The 20314-nt window shown below is 64.8% G+C and carries 18 protein-coding genes and 4 tRNA genes; 1 reads left to right on the top strand and 21 read right to left on the bottom strand.

Going from position 1 to position 20314, the window contains the following annotated elements:
* Positions 1-15: 15 nt before the first annotated feature.
* From secF to BLIN9172_RS00925, 16 genes are all read right to left on the bottom strand, one after another.
* Positions 16-1032 carry a protein translocase subunit SecF gene (gene secF, locus BLIN9172_RS01000; protein WP_025777853.1) on the bottom strand — a complete coding sequence of 339 codons (1017 nt, stop codon included), beginning with the start codon at positions 1030-1032 and terminating at the stop codon, positions 16-18.
* Complete coding sequence (secD, locus tag BLIN9172_RS00995) at positions 1029-3164, bottom strand: protein translocase subunit SecD (RefSeq protein WP_240811956.1); 2136 nt, start codon at positions 3162-3164, stop codon at positions 1029-1031. Before secD ends, secF begins: the two co-directional genes overlap by 4 nt.
* A 38-nt stretch (positions 3165-3202) precedes the next feature.
* Positions 3203-3757 carry a preprotein translocase subunit YajC gene (gene yajC / locus BLIN9172_RS00990; protein ID WP_240811955.1) on the bottom strand — a complete coding sequence of 185 codons (555 nt, stop codon included), beginning with the start codon at positions 3755-3757 and terminating at the stop codon, positions 3203-3205.
* Between the two features lie 81 nt (positions 3758-3838).
* A complete protein-coding gene (ruvB, locus tag BLIN9172_RS00985; RefSeq protein WP_101553447.1) occupies positions 3839-4915 on the bottom strand; it encodes a Holliday junction branch migration DNA helicase RuvB in 1077 nt (358 codons plus the stop codon).
* Positions 4912-5508 carry a Holliday junction branch migration protein RuvA gene (ruvA, locus tag BLIN9172_RS00980; RefSeq protein WP_101553446.1) on the bottom strand — a complete coding sequence of 199 codons (597 nt, stop codon included), beginning with the start codon at positions 5506-5508 and terminating at the stop codon, positions 4912-4914. Before ruvA ends, ruvB begins: the two co-directional genes overlap by 4 nt.
* 65 nt (positions 5509-5573) lie before the next feature.
* Positions 5574-6170 (bottom strand): crossover junction endodeoxyribonuclease RuvC, encoded by a 597-nt coding sequence (gene ruvC / locus BLIN9172_RS00975; protein WP_101553445.1) that lies wholly within the window; start codon positions 6168-6170, stop codon positions 5574-5576.
* Positions 6170-6922 (bottom strand): YebC/PmpR family DNA-binding transcriptional regulator, encoded by a 753-nt coding sequence (locus BLIN9172_RS00970; RefSeq protein WP_101553444.1) that lies wholly within the window; start codon positions 6920-6922, stop codon positions 6170-6172. The genes ruvC and BLIN9172_RS00970 overlap by 1 nt, the downstream gene beginning before the upstream one ends.
* A gap of 137 nt (positions 6923-7059) precedes the next feature.
* Positions 7060-7539: an NUDIX hydrolase gene (locus tag BLIN9172_RS00965; protein WP_101553443.1), complete on the bottom strand. Its 480-nt coding sequence runs from the start codon at positions 7537-7539 to the stop codon at positions 7060-7062.
* Between the two features lie 130 nt (positions 7540-7669).
* Positions 7670-9712 (bottom strand): alpha/beta hydrolase family protein, encoded by a 2043-nt coding sequence (locus tag BLIN9172_RS00960; protein ID WP_101553442.1) that lies wholly within the window; start codon positions 9710-9712, stop codon positions 7670-7672.
* Positions 9709-10314, bottom strand: coding sequence for an HIT family protein (locus tag BLIN9172_RS00955; RefSeq protein WP_025777862.1), 606 nt, complete (start codon positions 10312-10314; stop codon positions 9709-9711). The genes BLIN9172_RS00960 and BLIN9172_RS00955 overlap by 4 nt, the downstream gene beginning before the upstream one ends.
* Positions 10311-12317, bottom strand: coding sequence for a threonine--tRNA ligase (thrS, locus tag BLIN9172_RS00950; RefSeq protein ID WP_101553553.1), 2007 nt, complete (start codon positions 12315-12317; stop codon positions 10311-10313). The genes BLIN9172_RS00955 and thrS overlap by 4 nt, the downstream gene beginning before the upstream one ends.
* A gap of 195 nt (positions 12318-12512) precedes the next feature.
* The gene (locus BLIN9172_RS00945) at positions 12513-13865 is read right to left on the bottom strand and encodes a DUF4190 domain-containing protein (RefSeq protein ID WP_145997908.1); all 1353 of its coding nucleotides are present in this window, start codon (positions 13863-13865) and stop codon (positions 12513-12515) included.
* Between the two features lie 356 nt (positions 13866-14221).
* Positions 14222-14293, bottom strand: a tRNA-Val gene (locus BLIN9172_RS00940).
* 37 nt (positions 14294-14330) lie between these two features.
* Positions 14331-14402 (bottom strand) — tRNA-Val (locus BLIN9172_RS00935).
* A 30-nt stretch (positions 14403-14432) separates the two neighbouring features.
* A tRNA-Cys gene (locus BLIN9172_RS00930) sits at positions 14433-14503 on the bottom strand.
* A 26-nt stretch (positions 14504-14529) separates the two neighbouring features.
* Positions 14530-14602 (bottom strand) — tRNA-Gly (locus BLIN9172_RS00925).
* A 136-nt stretch (positions 14603-14738) separates the two neighbouring features.
* Here BLIN9172_RS00925 and BLIN9172_RS00920 point away from each other — a divergent pair.
* Positions 14739-15215 carry a TIGR02611 family protein gene (locus BLIN9172_RS00920; protein ID WP_240811954.1) on the top strand — a complete coding sequence of 159 codons (477 nt, stop codon included), beginning with the start codon at positions 14739-14741 and terminating at the stop codon, positions 15213-15215.
* Between the two features lie 97 nt (positions 15216-15312).
* Here the strand turns inward: BLIN9172_RS00920 and zapE are convergent, their stop codons facing one another.
* The 5 genes from zapE to BLIN9172_RS00895 all read right to left on the bottom strand — a co-directional run bounded on the left by zapE (position 15313) and on the right by BLIN9172_RS00895 (position 20250).
* On the bottom strand, positions 15313-16320 hold the full coding sequence (gene zapE, locus BLIN9172_RS00915) for a cell division protein ZapE (protein WP_035320155.1): 1008 nt from the start codon (positions 16318-16320) through the stop codon (positions 15313-15315).
* A 154-nt stretch (positions 16321-16474) separates the two neighbouring features.
* Positions 16475-17413, bottom strand: coding sequence for a GTPase Era (gene era / locus BLIN9172_RS00910; RefSeq protein ID WP_025777866.1), 939 nt, complete (start codon positions 17411-17413; stop codon positions 16475-16477).
* A gap of 1 nt (position 17414) precedes the next feature.
* Entirely contained in the window at positions 17415-18722 is a 1308-nt protein-coding gene (locus BLIN9172_RS00905; protein ID WP_240811963.1) for a hemolysin family protein, read from the bottom strand.
* A gap of 8 nt (positions 18723-18730) precedes the next feature.
* Entirely contained in the window at positions 18731-19219 is a 489-nt protein-coding gene (ybeY, locus tag BLIN9172_RS00900; RefSeq protein WP_101553440.1) for an rRNA maturation RNase YbeY, read from the bottom strand.
* Positions 19216-20250, bottom strand: coding sequence for a PhoH family protein (locus tag BLIN9172_RS00895; RefSeq protein WP_101553439.1), 1035 nt, complete (start codon positions 20248-20250; stop codon positions 19216-19218). Before BLIN9172_RS00895 ends, ybeY begins: the two co-directional genes overlap by 4 nt.
* Positions 20251-20314 lie beyond the last annotated feature (64 nt).

Genomic DNA, 20314 nt, shown 5'->3' with positions numbered 1-20314 from the left:
TCCTCTCTCGCCGAATCAGACTTCGGCGTGAATCACCGGTGGGACGTCTGCGCCCCCGTTCTTCAAGCGTAGTTCACGCACGGCCTCCTCCTGTGCCTTGACCGCCGGTTCGTTCGCCCGGAGGACGGCGTAGAGGGGGCTCGCGACGAACAGCGTCGAAGCGGCTGCCACTATAGTACCGATGAACAGGGACAGCGAGATATCGACCAGCGTTCCGGCACCGAGCAGGAACACGCCGATGAAGAGGATCGAGGCGATCGGGAGCACGGACACCACCGATGTGTTGATCGAACGCACGGTCGTCTGATTCACACCGAGGTTGACGAGTTCGGAGAACTTGAGGTTCCGCCTCTCTTCGAACCTCGTGGTGTTCTCTCGGATCTTGTCGAAGACGACCACCGTGTCGTAGAGCGAGAAGCTGAGCACGGTGAGGAATCCGATGACGGCTTCCGGAGTGACTTCGAAGCCGGTGGCCGAGTAGATGCCCATGGTCACGATCATCACGGCGAAGAGTCCGACGATGGCCGCGACCGACATCTTCCAGGTGCGGAAGTACAGCGCCATAACGATCAGCGCGATCGCCACGAAGATGACGAGCGCACGGATCATCTTCGACGTCACGTCCTGTCCCCATTCGGGACCGACGAACGTCGAGGTGACGTCTTCGACCTTCACGTCGTATCCGGACACGAGGGCGTCGCGGACGTCCTGCATCTGCGGATCGGTGAGCTGGTTCGTCTCGATCTGGACGGCCGTGTCACTGGTCGGCGTCAGACGCGGCTCGGAACCGGAGACCACCTCGTTGATGATGCCTTCGCCCTTGGCCGCCGACGTGTCGGTGATGTGGTCGACCTGGAACTGCGAACCGCCCTTGAACGCGATTCCGAAGTTGAAGCCGAAGATGAGCGGGACGAGCAGAGACAAGAGGACGAGGACACCGGCGATGCTCAGCCACAGCTTCGCCTTGCCGACGAAGGGGATCGATGATTCGCCGCTGTGCAGCCGGTTGCCCCAGGCAAAGAACCGTTTCACTTGTCATCCTCCTTGCCGTCGGCTGCTGCCGAGTCCTCGGCAGCAGCTTCTTCCTCTGCACGTCGAGCCGCGGCCTTCCGCTCGGCGATAGTCATCCCGCCCACCGCGGTCTTCGCCGCTTTCGGTTTGGCCGTCTTCGGCTTGGCGGCCTTCGTCGTGTCGGACGAGGTCTCCTCCGATTCGGACGCGGCTGCTGCCGCGGCGGTTGTATCGGACCCGTCTTCGGCCGTCATCCCGGCCTTGCGCAGCCGCGCCTTCTCCCGCCGTTTGGCTTCGGGCGACTTGTCCTCGTCGTCGATGGACAGGTTGAGCGCCCCGCGGTATGCGGCGGGTTTGACCCCGAGCAGACGCGGATCCATGCCCGACATCGGGTGCCCCTCGCCGAAGAACTTCGTGCGTGCCAGGAACTGCAGCATCGGGTGGGTGAACAGGAAGACGATGAGCACGTCGATGATCACGGTCAGGCCCAGGGTGAACGCGAAGCCTCGCACCGAGCCGACGGCCAGGATGTAGAGGATGACCGCGGCGAGCATGTTCACGGCCTTGGAGGCGTAGATCGTGCGCTTGGCACGGTTCCAGCCGACCTCGACGGCGGAGAGCAGATTGCGCCCGCTGCGCAGTTCGTCTCGCACACGTTCGAAGTAGACGATGAACGAGTCCGCGGCCATTCCGATGCCGATGATGATACCGGCGACACCTGCCAGTGACAGTCGATAGCCGTATCTCCACGATGCCAGCAACAGCAGCAGGTAGGTGAGCACACCGGCGACGACGAGGCTCGAGACCGTGACGAGGCCGAGCACTCGGTACTGCAGCAGCGAGTAGACGACGACGAGCAGGAGTCCGACGAAACCGGTGAGCAGACCGATCTTGAGGTAGTTCGATCCCAGGGTGGGTGAGATCTGGTTCTCGCTCTGGACCTGGAAGCTCAGAGGCAGCGAACCGTTCTTGAGCTGATTGGCCAGAGTCTGTGCCGAGTCGAGGGTGAAATTGCCGGTGATCTGAGCGTTGCCGTCTGTGATCACCGCGTTCGAGGACGGAGCCGAGAGCACGAGGCCGTCGAGCTCGATCGCGAACTGGTTGTACGGCTGCTGCTTGCCGGTGATGTCCGAGGTGATCTGCTTGAAGATCTCACGCCCGGTCGAATCGAAGGAGAGGTTGACGGCAGGGGTGTTGGTCTGCACGCCGTTGGCTCCCGCGGCATAGCCTGCGTTCGCATCGGCAAGATGATCACCGGAGAGTTCGACGGGGCCGAGAATGTACTTCGCCTGTCCGTCTTCCGAGCACGAGACGACCGGTTCGTCCGAGGGCTGCTGTTGGCCGCCCGTTCGGTTCTTCTTGTTCGTACAGTCGAGCTCCGAGTATTCCTTGATGATCTTTTCTGTCTGCCATTCGGAGGCGTCCTTCTCGGGATCGAAGAGAGGCCGCGGTGTCGAGTCGGTGACCTTCGAACCCTCGCTCGAGCCGCTGGTCTCGTCGGATTCCTCCGCGTCGCTGCTCTCCGATTCCGACGGCTTCGACGTCTCTGAGGCCTCGTCCGTCTCTGTGGCCGAGCCGCCGGCATCGACGACATCGCCGCCGCCGGACGGAGCCTGATCCTCACCGTCTCCGTCGCCCTGCGAATCGGCGCCGGTGAGGTCCTCGAGGCGTTTGCGCTCTTCGTCGCTCAGCCCGTCATCGGCGCCCGACTCCTCGCCGCTGCTCTCCTGCTCCTTCTGGATCTGCTCCTGTGAACGCGGGTCACCGACCAGCGCCACACGACGGAACACGAGCTGAGCCGACGAACGCACGAGGTTGCGTGTCTCCTCGTCGGGGTTGCCCGGGAGGTTGACGACGATGTTGCGGTCACCCTGCGTCGAGATCTCGGCTTCGGAGACACCGGTCGAGTCGACGCGCTGACGGATGATCGCCACGGCCTGGTCGAGCTGCTCCTTGCTGATGTCCGTGCCCTCGGACACCTGTGGTTCCAGGATGATCGAGGTTCCGCCCTCGAGGTCGAGCGCGAGCTTCGGAGTCGTCGTGGCATTCGACCAGATGACCCCGCCGGCGATGATTGCGGCCAGGGCCACAGTGATGATGGCCAGCCACAGGAAGCGCAAACCAGGGCGTGGTTTTTCTTCGATATCGGACACGTTTCAGCTTTCAGTCGGGAGCAGAGGGCGAGAACGGATCAGTTCTTCTTGTCGGTATCCGAGTCCGTCGAATCCGTGGAAGCGTCATCCGCAGCGGCGGAATCGGCATCGGTCTCTGCGGCCTCAGCGTCGACGTCCTCGGTCTCCGCAGCAGATTCCTCAGTGCTGATGTCCTCAGCAGCCTCGTCATCCGCCGTGTCCTTCTCGGCGCGCTTGCGTTCGTTCATGGCGTCGAGCTCAGCATCGGTGATGGCCGGCTTCTCGTCATCGGCGGCGGCATCGACATCGGCATCAGCGGCGGGCGTGTCGGCGGCGGGCGCGTCGACCGGCGCTGCGGCCTGGTTGTTCTCGATCTGGCCGATCGCCTGGCGGTGCACGCGCAGGACCGTACCTGGTCCCGATTCGATGGTCACCTGGTTGTTCTCTTCGTCGATGGAGAGCACGGTGCCGAAGACACCGAAGGTCGTCATCACGGTTGCGCCGGGCACGAGACCCGATTTGATCTGCTCCGCACGCGCTTTCTGCTTACGCCGAGAATTGAACAGGAAAAAGATCAGCAGCGCGGCAAGCGCAAGAGGGATCAGCAAATCCACAGATATCAGCCTTTCATATGAATGAATCAGTGAACCAGCTTAGTTCGTCCTCACCTCTCATAGCGAACTCAAATGCGCGGTTCAGAACTCATAGTTTGCTGGGATCTGCATTTTCAGGTGATTCCAGGCGGCCGAGGTGGCCACCCGTCCCCGTGGGGTGCGGCTGATCAGCCCTTCCCGCACGAGGTACGGCTCGGACACGGTTTCGACGGTGTCGGCTTCTTCGCCCACGGAGACAGCGAGGGTTCCCAGCCCGACCGGGCCTCCGCCGAAGCGCTGGCACAGCACCTGCAGAACCGAGCGGTCGAGTCGGTCGAGACCGAGTTCGTCGACCTCGTAGACGCGCAGGGCGTTGGTGGCGGCTTCCTCGTCGATGATTCCGCTCCCGCGCACCTGTGCCCAGTCGCGGACGCGGCGCAGCAGTCGATTCGCGATTCGCGGGGTGCCCCGCGAACGTGTGGAGATCTCTTCGAGCCCGGCGAGCTCGGATTCGATGCCGAGCATCCGGGCCGAACGCCTGAGAACCGTGAGCAGGTCGGCGCTCGAATAGAAGTCGAGCAGGGCGGTGAAGCCGAAGCGGTCGCGCAGCGGCGCCGGAAGCAGACCGGACCGGGTCGTGGCGCCGACGAGAGTGAACTGCGGGAGATCGAGCGGAATGGCGGTCGCGCCGGGTCCTTTGCCGACGATGACATCGACTCGGAAGTCCTCCATCGCCACATAGAGCATCTCCTCCGCGGCACGGGCCATCCGGTGGATCTCATCGATGAAGAGGACTTCGCCTTCCTCGAGGGAGGACAGGATCGCTGCGAGGTCGCCGGCATGCTGGACGGCAGGGCCGGAGGTCACCCGCAGGCTCGCGTTCATCTCATGGGCGATGATCATTGCCAGAGTGGTCTTGCCGAGCCCGGGAGGACCGGAGAGCAGCACATGGTCGGGAGCCTTCTGCCTGGCCTTCGCGGCGTCGAGGACGAGGGAGAGCTGCTCACGCACCTGCGGCTGGCCGATGAAGTCGGCCAGGCCCTTCGGGCGCAGCGCCGCCTCGGCATCGCGTTCGGCCGTCTCGGCGCGTCCGGAGACGAGCCTGTCCTGTTCGGCTCCGGTCAAGTCTTGGTCGCCGAAGTCAACCTCGTAGGAGTCACGGTCGAAGGAGCTCGTCATTTCTTCGCACCCAGGACCTTCAGTGCGGCCTTGAGGATCACGGAGGTGCCGGCGTCAGCATCGGTCTCCTTGACGACCTCGGCGACGACCTCCTCGGCCTGCGCTTCCTTCCACCCCAGTCCCACGAGGGCGTCGACGACCTGCTGGTTCCCACCGCCGAATGACAGGGTCGGCCCGGGAGCGGCAGCGGTGAGCTTCGGCAGCTTGTTCTCGAGTTCGAGGATGATGCGTGAGGCGCCCTTCTTCCCGATTCCGGGCACGCGGGTGAGCGCATTGGCGTCCTGAGTCGTGATCGCGGCAGCGAGCTCGTCGGGTCCCATCACCGACAGGATCGCCATCGCCAGGCGCGGGCCGATTCCGGAGATCGACAGCAGCACTTCGAAGGTATGGTTCTCGTCTTCGGTGGTGAAGCCGAACAGCGTCATCGAGTCTTCGCGCACCACGAGGCTGGTGACCAGTTCGATCTCGGCGCCGTGCCGGGTGCCTGCCAGGGTGTCGGGGGTGACGTGGACCTTGCGGCCGACACCATAGGTGAGAACGACGAGGTGGTCAGCTGCGATCCGATGCACCGTACCGCTGAGGAAACTGATCACGGACAGCCTTTCTTAAGGGGAACACGTGTACGAATCCAGGTTAGCAGGCGCCCTCTGCCCCATGCTCACTTGGCGCGCCGCATAGCCTCGGCCCACTGCTTCTGGGCCTTCGTCAGTCCGCTGCCCTGCCGGCCACCGGCCTTGCGTTCGGTGAGGTCCTTGTTCTGCCCCGGCGTCGATTGGGCCGACAGAGCCCCGCGCCAGGAATGGCAGATCGCGATCGCCAGAGCGTCCGCGGCGTCGGCGGGCTTCGGCGGTGCCTCGAGCCCGAGGATCCGTGTCACCATCGAGGTGACCTGCTTCTTGTCCGCACGTCCCGAACCGGTGATCGCGGCCTTGACCTCCGACGGGGTGTGCATGGCCACGGGCAGTCCGCGGCGGGCCGCCAGCCCCATCGTCAGTCCCGATGCCTGGGCGGTGCCCATGATCGTGGAGACATCGTTGCGGGCGAAGACGCGTTCGATGGCGACGACATCGGGACGGTACGTGTCCAACCAGGTGTCGAACGCCTCGGCGATGGCGCCGAGGCGCAGGTCGACGGAATCGGCCGAGGGGGTCCGCAGGACGTCGACGGCGACCATCGTCGCCTTCCGGGCGGGCAGGGTGTCGATGACACCGAGCCCGCACCGGGTCAGTCCGGGGTCAACGCCGAGGATGCGCATCAGGCATCGAGTTCGGCGAGGACCTCATCGCTGACATCGGCGTTCGAGTAGACGTTCTGGACCTCGTCGCTGTCTTCGAGCGCGTCGATGAGGGTGAAGACCTTCTGCGCGGTCTCTGCGTCGAGGCTGACCTCGAGTTCGGGTACGAAAGAGGCTTCGGCCGAATCGTAGTCGATCCCGGCGTCGACGAGAGCGGTGCGCACGGCCACGAGGTCGGTGGCCTCGCAGATGATCTCGAACTTCTCGCCGACTTCCTTGACCTCTTCGGCCCCGGCGTCCATGGTCGCCAGCAGGATGGCCTCTTCGTCGGTCTCCTCGGCGCCCACGGTGATGACGCCCTTGCGGTTGAAGTTGTACGTCACCGAACCGGGGTCGGCCATCGACCCGCCGTTGCGGGTCACGGCCACGCGCACCTCGGAGGCGGCCCGGTTGCGGTTGTCGGTGAGACACTCGATGAGCAGAGCCACACCGCCGGCGGCGTAGCCTTCGTACATGATCGTCTCGTAGTTGACTCCGGAGCCGTCAAGGCCGCCGCCGCGCTTGACCGCGCGGGTGATGTTGTCGGCGGGAACGGAGTTCTTCTTCGCCTTCTGGATCGCGTCGAACAGCGTCGGGTTGCCGTCGGGGTCGGGTCCACCGTTGCGAGCGGCAACCTCGATGTTCTTGATCAGCTTGGCGAAGAGTTTGCCGCGCTTGGCATCGATGGCAGCCTTCTTGTGTTTAGTCGTTGCCCATTTGGAATGACCTGACACTGGTGTTCCTTCCTGTAGTTACAGCCTCTCAAGTCTATACGCTGATCGCCGGGACCCATGCAGACGGCTGTGGGCGATTCCGTGCGGCCTCACGTCGGCGACTCCGTGCGGACTCGCCTCGGTGCGCAGTCGCGGGTTCAGTCGATGACCAGCGGCACGTCGGGAATGGACCCGGCGGTGGACAGGTCGATGAGGCCGAGCAGATTCTTCGGATAGATCGTCTCCGTCGTGGCCAGGAGCTCCTCCCGGGTCCACCAGCGGAATTCGAGCAGGCTGCGTTTCTCGATGTCCGTCCAGACCGCGTCTTCGAGTTCGATGTCCTCGGTGGTGCGGAAGGCGAAATAGGTTTCGACCTGGCGCAGTGACTTCTCCGTGAATTCGAAGACCTCGTCACGAGTGGCCAAGGGGCCGATGAGTTCGTGGGGTTCGCATTCGATCCCGGTCTCCTCGGCCAGTTCCCGGGCCGCCGTCTGCGCGGCCGATTCGCCGAGTTCGGAACCTCCGCCGCAGGTCATCCACCACTGGTGGCTGGGGGTCAGCAGGTCTTGGGCCCGGATCAGGAGGACCTCGTCGCGCTCATTGAGTAAAACGACCCGTGAGGCTTTACGAGGTTTCATGTTTCTCCAGTGGTCGGCGGCGAAGGGAGGCAAGTGTTTGCAGAATAATGACGCTGGGGGATTTCGGCAAGAGCACGACAGCGGCCCTGAGAACGATATCGGCTCTGCGCGTTCCCCACCAACTCGACGTTCACGAGGCGGAGTCGGCCGCGGAGACGGCACCAGGTTCAGCCTCGCCCGAGCGATGTCGCTCACCCTCCGGCCGGGTCCGCTCCCCGCCGCTGAGGTACCGGTCCCACCAGTCGAGGATGGCTTCGAAACGCTGCCGGCGGTGGCGGGGCTGCCCGGCCCGGGAGAGCTCGTGGTTCTCGCCGGGGAAGATGAGCATCTCGGTGTCGACTCCGGCTCGCTGCAGGGCCGCGTAGTACTGCTGTGCCTGTTCCAGCGGGCAGCGCAGATCGAGTTCCGAATGCATCACCAGAGTCGGTGTGCCGACCTGTGGGGCGTGGGCCAGGGGCGATTGGGCCGCGATGGCCTCTCGGCTGCGGCTCGTGTACTCCTCGGTGAAGAAGCGCCCGATGTCGGAGGTCCCGACGAAGCTGTCGGGATCGAGGTAGCCGCGTTCGACGATGGCTGCGTCGAAGCGATGGTCCGCGGCGATCGTCATGGCTGTGAGATATCCCCCATACGATCCGCCCTGGATGCCCAGCCGGCTGCGGTCGAGGGTGGGATCGGATTCGAGGGCGTGGTCGAGGACGGCGAGCACATCGGCCATCGCCGGAGCCGCCATATCGCCTTGGACGGCGGTCCCCCAGCTGCGGGTGCGGCCGCCGGATCCGCGCGGGTTCGAATACACGACGGCATATCCTGCGGAGGTGAGCACCTGGGTCTCGTCGAACCACGAATGCGTGTACTGGGCGAAGGGCCCGCCGTGGATGTTGAGGATGACGGGGAAGGGTCCCTCCCCGTGCGGTTTGGCCAGCCAGCCGGTGATCGTCCCGGAAACGCCTGGCACCCGCAGCACCTGGGGTTCGACGGAGTTCGCCGGTGCCGGATGCTCCTTGACGATGACCGTCTCACCCGTCACCGAGGCGGCCCCGGAGTCCGCGCGGGCGTCGAGACCGATCCGGCCGAGGACGGCCGGAGAGTGTGGAGTCGATCCGGTGAAGACGAGGGTCTCCTCGTCGAGGTCGAAGCCGTTGACGACGGTGGTGTCGTCGGTGAGGAAGTCGAGGTCGTCGAGGGCGACCTGTGCGGCGTCGAGGCCGATGCGAACGATCCGGGTGGCTCCGTCGGTGTCGACGGCGGCGACGACCGCTCCCCCGTGGATCTGCGGCCGGATCGGTGCCAGGGCCACGGTCTCCGGGTCGGTCGGCCGCCTCGTGGAGCCGGTCGTCATGTCGTGGAGGAAGAGTCCGGGCATCTGCCCGACGAAGTCGAGTTCGTCCCGGCTCAGAGCGTTGCCGAGCAGCAGCACCCGTTCGGTGTCGATCCACACGTGCAGACTCAGACTCATCGGCGGCAGGTCGAGCGGGTGCGACTCCTCGCGGCCGAGCAGCCACACGGTGCTGCGCAGGTCGGGTCGGCCCCGATCGGGTTCGGCTGCCGCGATCACGCTCGCCCAGTGACCGCCCGGGGAGAACTGGGGGTCGTGGACGTCGGTGTCCGGAGTGGTCAGCAGCGTCGACAGCGGGACCTCGGAGGCCCCCCGCAGGCCGACGGTGCCGAGTCCGGGTTCGGCGAGGTCGACGAGGAAGGCACGGGCCGGGCGGTCGTTCGTATAGCCGAGTCCGTTGGCCAGGTAGGACGCCGTGGTGATCCGGCGTGGGGCCTCTTCGGACGCCGGAACGGCCTCGTCGAGGCCGTAGCGGCCGGGTTCGGCGACACGGGCGACGTAGAGCGCCCTGGCGCTGGAGTCGTCGAGAGCGAATTCGGACACCCCGAGGTGGTTGTCCGTGATCTGGTGTGCCGTCTCCAGGCTGTCGCCGACGTAGAGCTGCGGGGCGGCCTTCTTCTCCGCGCTCAGATATCCCGACCAGTTCGGGCCGCACTGCGGGTCCGAGTCCGACCAAGAGTGTGTCAGCCGTCTGGAGCGGTCGCCACTCAAGGCGAACAGCTGGCCGAGGTAGCTGTTGGTCTCGAGGTCGGGTCGCCGGATCGTGATGACGGTGTCGCTGCCGCGCAGCATGGGCGAGGAGTACTCGGCGAGGGTGCCGAGGTCTTCAGGATTCATCTGTTCCATTCCTTTTGCAGCCGTGCCTGCACATCGGCGTGCACCTGCGGCAGGGCCTTGGTCTGAGCGATCACGGGCAGGAAGTTCGCGTCTCCGCCCCAGCGCGGGACGACGTGCTGGTGCAGGTGGGCGGCGATTCCCGCGCCGGCCACCGGTCCCTGATTCATGCCCAGGTTGAAACCGTGGGGTCCGGACACGGCCCGGATCACGCGCATCGCCTGCTGCGTGAAACCGGCGAGTTCGACGGTCTCGTCTTGGCTCAGGTCCGTGTAGTCGGCGACGTGACGGTAGGGGCAGATGAGCAGATGGCCCGGGTTGTACGGGTAGAGGTTGAGCACCGCGTACACGTGCTGACCGCGGGCGACGATGAGTCCGTCCGCGTCGGTCTTCGACGGTGCCGTGCAGAACGGACATTCGTCGGCTCGATCGTCCTTGGGTTTGTCCTGACCGTCGATGTAGACCATCCGGTGCGGGGTCCACAGGCGTTGGAATCCGTCGGGTTCCCCGGGGAACCCGGCGGCGGCCTCGGCGCAGGGAATTCCCTCACCGAGGCGGCCGCCCGAGTGATCCTGAGCGGTTCGGTCCTCGTCGCCTCCGCTCATACCTGGGCCTTGGTCTCGATCGTGTCGAGGATCCGTCGCACCGCCTCGGCGACGGGCACGCCGTTCTCCTGTTCACCGCTGCGGAAGCGGAAGGACACGGCACCGGCGTCGCGGTCCTCTCCTCCGGCGATGAGAGTGAAGGGCACCTTCGACTTCGACGCGTTGCGGATCTTCTTCGGGAACCGGTCGTCGCTGTCGTCGATCTCGACGCGGACTCCGGCGGCACGCAGCTGGTCGGCCACCTCGGCGAGGTAGTCGTTGAACTCATCGGCCACGGGGATGCAGGTCACCTGCACGGGCGCCAGCCACACGGGGAAGGCTCCGGCGTAGTGTTCGGTGAGCACGCCGAGGAAGCGTTCGATGGACCCGAACTTCGCGGAGTGGATCATCACCGGCTGTTTGCGGGAGCCGTCGGCGGCGACGTATTCGAGGCCGAAGCGCTCGGGCTGGTTGAAGTCGAGCTGGACGGTCGACATCTGCCAGGTGCGGCCGATGGCGTCGCGGGCCTGGACGGAGATCTTCGGGCCGTAGAAGGCCGCGCCGCCCGGATCGGGGACGAGTTCGAGTCCGGTCTCCTGGGCGACCTCCTCGAGCACGCTGGTGGCTTCGGCCCACTGTTCGTCGGAGCCGATGAACTTATCCGCCTTCTTCCCGTCCTCATCGCGGGTGGAGAGCTCGAGGTAGAAGTCGTCGAGGCCGAAGTCGCGCAGGAGGCTGAGCACGAAGCCCAGCAGATGGCGGATCTCCTTCCCGGCGTCTTCCTGGGCGACGTAGGAGTGCGAATCGTCCTGGGTCAGGGCGCGGACGCGAGTGAGGCCGTGGATGACACCGGAGGCCTCATCGCGGTAGACGGTGCCGAACTCGAACAGGCGCAGGGGCAGGTCTCGATAGGACCGGCCGCGGGACCGGTAGATGAGGTTGTGCATCGGGCAGTTCATGGCCTTGAGCCGGTACGGTGTGCCCTCCTTGACGACCTGGTCGGACTCGTCGCGGACCTCGTCGACCGACATCGCCGGGAACATGTTCTCGCCGTAGTAAGGCAGGTGGCCCGACGTGTAGTAGAGGGTCTCTTTCGAGATGTGCGGGGTGCCGACGTATTCGAAGCCCTCAGCGATGTGACGGGCGCGGACGTAGTCCTCCATCTCCCGTTTGATGACGCCGCCCTTGGGGTGGAAGACGGGCAGACCGGAGCCGAGCTCCTCGGGGAAGGAGAACAGGTCCATTTCGGCACCGAGTTTGCGATGGTCGCGACGTTCGGCCTCGGCAATGCGGTCCTGGTAGGCCTTGAGGTCGTCCTTCGAAGCCCAGGCGGTGCCGTAGACGCGCTGCAGGCTCGCATTCGCCTGGTCGCCGCGCCAGTAGGCGGCCGAGGATCGGGTGATGGCGAAGCCGTTGCCGATGAGCTTGGTGTTGGGCAGGTGGGGACCGCGGCACAGGTCCTGCCACACGACTTCCCCCTTGCGGTCGACGTTCTCGTAGACGGTGAGTTCACCGCCGCCGACCTCCACGGAGGTCTCTTCGTCGCCGCCTTTGCCTTTGTCGTCGATGAGCTCGAGCTTGAACGGTTCGTTCGCCATCCGCTCCCGTGCCTCGTCCTCGGTGACGACGACGCGGTTGAAGGTCTGGCCGGACTTGACGATCTGGGCGGCCTTCTTCTGGATCGCCTTGAGATCCTCAGGGGTGAAGGGCTCGGCGACGTCGAAGTCGAAGTAGTAGCCGTCGGTGATGTAGGGACCGATGCCGAGTTTGGTTCCCGGGAAGAGCTCCTGAACGGCCTGAGCGGTGACGTGACCGGTCGAGTGGCGCAGGATATCGAGTCCGGCATCGGAGTCGATGGTGATCGGGGCGATCCGATCGCCTGCCTGCAGCTCGCGGCTGAGGTCGGCGGGTTCGCCGTTCAGCCACATGGCAACGACCGTGCGGTCGGTGGAGAAGATCTCCGTTCCGGTCAGCCCCTCTGTGAAAGGAATGCTTTCGCCCGCGCAGTCAATGCTGTCTGCCACTGATTTCTCCGTTCGTTCCGTGTTCATTCGAGCAGCCCGTTCGGTGGGCGACTCACCCTCAGATTCTAGTACCAATTCGGTTGCGACAAATCAGTTGGGTGACAGTCCGAAGACTGCCACCCATACTGAGTCCGGCGACCCCTGCAGCCGAGCGTTCAGGACCGTCTGGGCCCTGTCACCTCGGGAAACAGAGTGTCACTGCTTGTAGAACTCGAAGTCCTTGCCCTTGCCGAGGTCGTCGACGAGTTCGAGCTTGAGGTGCATCCCATCGATTTCGGCCGTGGGGGCAGCGAAGGCGAATTCATATGTCGTTTCGCCGCCGGCGGGAACCGGATCGGTGAAGGCCAGGGAGCCCTTGTAGTTTCCGCCGTCGAAGACGTCGTCGTATTCCGTGCTGCCGCCGTCGTTGGCGGACAGGTTCGTGAGAGTCATCTCCAGGTCGGAATTCGAGTTGTTCTTCACGGTCATCGTCACGATGGCGATCTCGCCATTGGTCGATTCGGCGCCTGAGGCGTACTCGCCTGCGGTGCCCTCGCGGACGTTGATCTGTGCAGTGACGTCGGTGCCGATCTCGACCTCTCCGGCCTGAGCGGGTGCGGCGTCGCCTCCATCCGAGCCATCGGAGCCCTGGCTGGGATCCTGTCCGGCCCCCTGGCTGGGATCCTGTCCGGCCCCCTGGCTGGGATCCTGTCCGGCCCCCTGACTGGGATCGGCGGGTGCTGCCGAGCTGGCGGCCTCGTCAATGGCTTTGCCGAGCATTCCGAGTCCGAGAATGGTGAAGATCACCACGACGATGGAGATGAGAATCGACAGCCCACCGAGGATGATGCCGGTGATGTTGAGGCCCTTGTTGCTGGCGAGGCCCTTCTTGACAGCGGAGAGTCCGACAAAGCCGAAGATCACCGCGGCGATGCCGAAGAGCGCGCCGCCGCCGAACACGAAGGCGCCGAGGACGCCGACGATGCCGCCGATGAGAGCGAGGATGCCCCAGATGTTCTTCGACGTGTTCCCGCCGCCGCCCGGCGGGTACTGACCGTAGGAGGCGTTCGGGTTGGCCGGGATGAACTGATCGGAGGAACCGTCTGCACCTGCGTAGGCCGGCTGCTGACCGTACTGGTTGGCATCGTACTGCGCGTTGGCGTCATAGGGGTTCTGCCCGTACTGGTTGTCTCCGTACGGGTTCTGGTCGCCATGACCCTGGCCGTACTGGTTGTTCGGGTTCTGCCCGTACTGGTTCTGCCCGTACTGGTTCTGGTCGTTCGACGCACCGTAGTTGGGCTGCGAACCGTACTGGGGAGCCTGCTGCCCGTACTGCTGCGAGCCGTCGTTGCCGCCCTGGCCGTAGTTCGGCTGCGAGCCGTAGGGCTGGCTGCCCGCCGAGCCGTACTGCTGCCCGGACTGCCCCGAGCCCGACTGGCCCGGCTGCTGGCCGGAATTCTGATCATTGCCGTAGTTGGGGGCGTTCGGCGGCTGGGTGTTCGGGTTCTGCCCGTTGGGGTCGTTGGGCGAACCGTCACCCGAACCGTACGGGTTCTGAGGAGTAGACATAGGTGCTCCGAAGTCATCGTCGTTTAGTACAACACCCAGCGTACTAGCAAACCCCTTTGTTACCGCATGCTGACCGCGTTTCAGTCCTGGAACATGGTGAACGAAACGCACACTATCCACATCAGCACCATGAACCTCGGGAGCCACTGCCTCGCCGTGCCCACCATCGCGCTTCCCCGCCGCTGGCGGCCGCAGCCATACCTCGCGGGTTCAGCCCACTTTAGAGTGAACAGCCCTGTTTCAAACATGGGCTATTCACCCAAAAGTGAGCTATTGCGAAAGAGCGCCTCATAGACAGACACCTGCCCGAGCGTGAATGCACGAAGCCCCGAGTGGATCACTCGGGGCTTCTTCCGTGCGCGATACTGGGATCGAACCAGTGACCTCTTCCGTGTCAGGGAAGCGCGCTACCGCTGCGCCAATCGCGCTCTATTCATTTGTTGCACCGGAACCCGAGGGTCCCTGTGCGCGATACTGGGATCGAACCAGTGACCTCTTCCGTGTGAAGGAAGCGCGCTACCGCTGCGCCAATCGCGCTGGTCAACCGACATTTCTGCCGGTCATCCGAGGTGGCGACGGGATTCGAACCCGTGTATACGGCTTTGCAGGCCGCTGCCTCGCCTCTCGGCCACGCCACCGCCAAGGCAGTGCCATGACGCCTCCGAGCGGATGACGGGACTCGAACCCGCGACCCTCACCTTGGCAAGGTGATGCTCTACCAACTGAGCCACATCCGCATTTCTCGCTGCCCGGTTTCCCTGGCAACGAGATATAACTCTATACGCAGGTGGCGGCTTACGCAAAATCAGAATCGGGTGATCGTGGTCACACCCGTCGATCAAGCTTTCAGGGTCGCCATCCTATAGTGGTGGGGTGAACGCAGAGAGTCCGCAGACCCGCCCCAAAGGCTGGTTGTCACGCCACCACCGGCAAGGTCCCCGACCGTGGCGCAAGCTGCGTTTGGGCTTCCTCCGGTGGCGCCGCACAGTGCTGGCCAATCCGCACACGGCACGGCTGTATCGCAGCATCGTCGGTGGCCTCGGCACACTCATCGTGCTCATCGGACTCGTTCTCGTTCCGCTGCCCGGGCCGGGCTGGCTCATCGTCATCATCGGCCTGTTCATCATCTCCAGCGAGTTCCACTGGGCTCGGCGGCTGCTGCACTTCGTGCGCGTGAACGTCGAACGGTGGACCCACTGGATCATGGCGCAGAGTCTGTGGGTGCGCTGGACCGTCGGCGCGGTGACGGCAGCGTTCGTGACCGCCGTCGTGTGGTTGACCCTCCGACTCACCGGTCTGCCCGATTGGGTCCCGGACCTGCGCATCTTCGATGTGATCGGCCTGAGCTGATGACAACGACGCCCGTGAGACCTCGTTCGGAGGTCTCACGGGCGTGGCTCGTCGGGCCGGACCCCGGTCCGGTTCGGGGAAGGACCCCGATACGGGCTCAGGACGACAGTGCGGTCAGGCGTGAGAGGCAGCGCATGTACTTCTTCTTGTACCCGCCGGCCAGCGACTCGTCGGTGAAGACCTTGTCGAGGGCCGCACCGGAGTTGAGGATCGGCACATTGCGATCGTAGAGCCGGTCGACGAGCGCGACGAATCGCAGTGCCACGCTCTCGTTGTCGATGGTGCGAACGTTTTCCCACACAGCCGCGTCGACGCCGTCGACCATCCGCCCGTAGCGCGAGGGATGGACGGTGGACAGGTGGCTGAGCAGCTGAGAGAAGTCGTCGCGGGCGACGACCCCGTCGAGCCGGCTCGCAGCCGCGTCGAGTTCGGACTCCGACAGCGGATCGGCCGGAGCGGTGAGCTCACGGGCACGGTAGTCCTTGCCGTCGATGCGGTAGACCTCGAACTGATCGGCCAGCGCCTGGATCTCGCGCAGGAAGTCCTGAGCGGCGAAGCGCCCCTCCCCCAGAGATCCGGGCAGAGTGTTCGACGTCGCGATGATCTTCACCCCGGCGTCGGTGAGCTCGCGCATCAGCCGTGACATGAGCACGGTGTCGCCGGGGTCGTCGAGTTCGAATTCGTCGACGCAGACGAGCTTCATCGTCGACAGATCGTCGCGGGCCCGAGCGAAGCCCAAGGCTCCGACGAGATTCGTGTATTCGACGAAGGTGCCGAAGGTTGCAGGCTTGTCATTGGCGTGCCAGGCAGAAGCCAGCAGATGAGTCTTGCCGACGCCGTAGCCGCCGTCGAGGTAGACGCCCTTGGCGCCGGACTTGCCCTTCGAGAACAGCTTGCCGAAGAATCCCTGGCCGGTCGAGCGCTCGGTGAATTCCCGCAGCTTGTTCCTCGCCTCTTCCTGCGACGGCTCGGCCGGGTCGGTGCGGTAGCTGTCGAAGGACACGTCTTCGAACTGCGGCGGCGGCACGAGACCTGCGATGAGCTCTTCGGGGGCAACCTGTGGGGATCGGTCGCTCAGTGCGACCAGAGTCTGCTCGGCATTCACTCGGCCTAGTCTAAGGCAGGCTCGAGCACCCGGTTCAACTCGGCCGACACGAGGTGGCGTCCATCACAGAGCGCGGATCGGCGCGGATTCCGCCACCTGACAACTGACGGACAACGCGCGGTACACCCCGCCATCGGCGACAGGCTTGACAGGCTCAGTTGTTGAAGTCGAAGCCCAGGCGGCCGAGCTGCTTCGGATCGCGCTGCCAGTCCTTGGCCACCTTGACGTGCAGGTCGAGGTAGACCTTCGTGCCGAGCAGCCGTTCGATGCCCTGGCGGGACTCCGAGCCGATCGCCTTGAGCCGGCTGCCGCCCTTGCCGATGATGATGGCCTTCTGGCTGGGACGTTCGACATAGAGGTTGACGTGGACGTTCCACAGCGGATTGTCCTCGCTGCGGCCTTCCCGCGGGTACATCTCCTCGACCTGCACAGCCAGGGAATGCGGCAGTTCGTCCCGCACACCTTCGAGGGCGGCCTCGCGGACGAGCTCGGCGATCATCTTCTCCTCCGGCTCATCCGTGAGGTCACCGTCGGGATAGAGCGGAGGAGATTTCGGCAGGTGTGCCGCGAGCACCGAATCGACGGTGTCGACCTGGAAGTCCTCGACGGCGGAGACGGGCACGACATCGGCGAAGTCGGCGAGCTCGCCGACGGCCAGCAGCGCCTCGGCGATCTTGTCCTTGGGCACCCGGTCGACCTTCGTCACGAGCGCCACGATCGGGGTCCGCCCGTCCAGCAGCGCCAGCTGGGAGGCGATATAGCGGTCACCGGGACCGATCGGCTCATCGGCGGGCAGGCAGAAGCCGATGACGTCGACCTCCCCCAGCGTGGACGCCACAAGATCATTGAGTCGTGACCCGAGGAGGGTGCGCGGTTTGTGCAGTCCGGGGGTGTCGATGAGGATGAGCTGGTGATCGTCCTTGTGAACGACTCCGCGGATCGTGTGACGGGTCGTCTGAGGTTTGGCCGAGGTGATCGCGACCTTCTCGCCCACCAGGGCGTTCGTCAGCGTCGATTTGCCCGTATTGGGCCGTCCCACGAAGCAGGCGAAGCCCGCCCGGTAGTCCTCGGGGTAGTCGGTGCGAAATTCCATCTCAGTCCTCTTCCTGCGTCCCCGAACCACCGGCTGCGGCGGTCTGTGCGTCGTCTCTGCTGTCCTCGTGGGTGCGGGTGACCCGCACGTGGGTGATCCGGTGGCGGCGGCCCTGACCCTCCATGGCTTCGATCTCGAGGCCTTCGATCGACGCGTGCGAGCCGTCGATGGGCACCCGGTCGATGAGCTTCGAGAGCAGTCCGCCGACGCTGTTGACGTCATCCTCGTCGATGCGCACATCGAAATAGTCGGCGAAGTCGGAGATCGACATGCGGGTGCTGATGATGAATGATCCATCGTCGCCTTCAACGAGTTCGTCATCGCCGTTGTCGTATTCGTCTTCGATCTCGCCGACGATCTCCTCGACGATGTCTTCGATGGTCACGAGCCCGGCGGTGCCGCCGTATTCGTCGATGAGGATCGCCAGATGCGTCGAGTCCAGCTGCATCTGCCGCAGCAGGTCATCGGCCGGCTTCGTCTCCGGGACGAACAGGACGGTGCGGGCCAGCTTGCCCACGGGCCGTTCGGCCTCCTCGGGATGGAGGTGGAGGCGCCGGGCGACGTCCTTGAGGTAGGCGACTCCGCGGACGTCGTCGAGATCCTCCCCGCAGACGGGGATCCGGGAGAAGCCGGAGCGGAAGAACAGATTCATCGTCTTCTGCAGGCTGACGTCGGCGTCGACGGTGATGAGGTCGGTGCGCGGCACCATGACCTCGTTCGCCGAGGTGTCCGAGAGGTTGAACACGGACTGGATCATCTCGCGTTCGCCGTCTTCGATGATGTCGGATTCGCTGGCACGTTCGACGAGGTCGCGCAGCTGTTCGGAGGTCACGAACGGACCGTCCTTGTACACCTTGTCCGGAGTGAGCAGATTGCCGAGCACGACGAGGATGCGGGCCAGCGGTTTGAGCGCGACGAGGACGATGCGCACGACCCAGCTGAGGTTGAGGCTCACGGCCAGGGACCGGCGTTTGCCGATCGTGCGCGGGGAGACTCCGGCGATGATGAAGACCGCCACCGAGGCGGTGATCACCGTGAGGAAGACCATGAGCGGGCCCACGGAGTAGTAGGAGTCATAGGCCAGCGCGATGAAGACCGTGGCGAGTGCTTCGAGGAAGTTGCGGACGAAGATGATGACGTTGATGTTCGTCGGCAGGTCCGCGAGGATCCGCTCCACCCGCACAGCAGAGCGTTTGCCGTCCTCCTTCGCCTCCTCGACCGCATGGTGGGAGACGTTGAGCAGAGCGGCATCCACGGCAGACAGGGTGGCCGCGATGATGAGGCACAGCGCCGCACCGAGGAAGAACATGAACACGATCAGACCTCGGTGGGGGTGGGGATGTCGGTGCGACCGTCGTAGCGGGCTGCGAAGAAAGTCAGCAGCAGATGCCGCTGGAGGGCGAACATCTCCTCGCGCTCCTCGGGCTGACCATGGTCGTAGCCGAGCAGGTGGAGGAAACCGTGGACGGTCAGCAGCAGGATCTCGTCCATCGTCGAATGACCGGCCGCCCGAGCCTGAGCCCCGGCGACCTCGGGGCAGATGATGATATCGCCCATCTGACCTTCGGTCGGCGTCCCCGGCTCACCACGGTGGAGCTGATCCATGGGAAAGGACATGACGTCGGTCGGGCCCTCGAGATCCATCCAGGTGACGTGGAGTTCGGACATCGCCGCCGAATCGACCATCGTCACGGCCAGCTCCGCCCCCGGGTGCATGTGCAGGGCAGAGCCCAAGTATTCGGTCAGGGCCACGACTTCGTCGAGGTCCACCTCGGCGTCGGTCTCATTGAGGATCTCGGTGTTCATTCGGCACTCCCCCACAGGTCGTAGGCTTCGACGATCTTCGTCACCAGCGAATGCCGGACGACGTCCTTGCTGCCCAGTTCGCAGAACTGCAGGTCATCGATGCCGTCGAGGATGTCGCGGACGACCTTGAGTCCGCTGCGGGTCTTGCCCGGCAGGTCGATCTGGGAGATGTCACCGGTGACGACCATGCGCGATCCGAAGCCGAGGCGGGTGAGGAACATCTTCATCTGCTCGGCCGTCGTGTTCTGGGCTTCGTCGAGGATGATGAACGCGTCGTTGAGGGTGCGCCCGCGCATATAGGCCAAGGGAGCGACCTCGATCGTGCCGGTCTCGATGAGCAGCGGGATCGATTCGGGATCGACCATGTCGTGGAGGGCGTCATAGAGCGGACGCACATACGGGTCGATCTTGTCGTTGAGCGTGCCGGGCAGATAGCCCAGGGATTCGCCGGCTTCGACGGCAGGCCGGGTGAGGATGATCCGCGAGACCTCTTTGTGCTGGAGGGCGTTGACGGCCATCGCCATCGCCAGGTAGGTCTTGCCGGTTCCGGCCGGACCGATGCCGAAGGTGATCGTGTGGTTGCGGATGGCCCTGACGTAGTCGTGCTGGCCCATCGTCTTCGGACGGATCGACTTTCCCCTGGTGGAGAGGATGTCCGTGCCGAGCACCGCCGAGGCGGCCGCTCCCTCGGAGGAGAACGTCGTGACCCTCTCGATCGTCTCTTCGTTGATGCGATGGCCGGCCGTGTGCAGCTTCTTGAGTTCCCCGATGACGCTGACGAAGGCTTCGACACGCTGGGGGTCACCGGTGACCTGGACCTGATTGGCCCGGACGTGGATGTCGAGGTCGTCGAAGGTCTTCTCCAGGGCGCGCAGATTCGACTCTCCGGGGCCGAAGAAGGCGACGAGGTCGATGGAGTCCGGGATGACCAGCCGCACGGTGTCGCGTTCGGCGTCGCGTGTGTCCGTCACGGCATCATTGCCCGCGGCACCGTCGCCGGGTGCGGCGGCGTCCGAGTCGGTGGGGTTCATGGCGTTCGGGTTCGGTGGAGTGATGTCCAGAATGTTCCTTTGCAAGTGGGCGCACCGTCACCGG

Origin of the sequence: Brevibacterium linens ATCC 9172 (genome assembly GCF_900169165.1) — a bacterium.
GTDB lineage: Bacteria > Actinomycetota > Actinomycetes > Actinomycetales > Brevibacteriaceae > Brevibacterium > Brevibacterium linens.
This window is presented reverse-complemented; position numbering and strand designations above follow the sequence as displayed.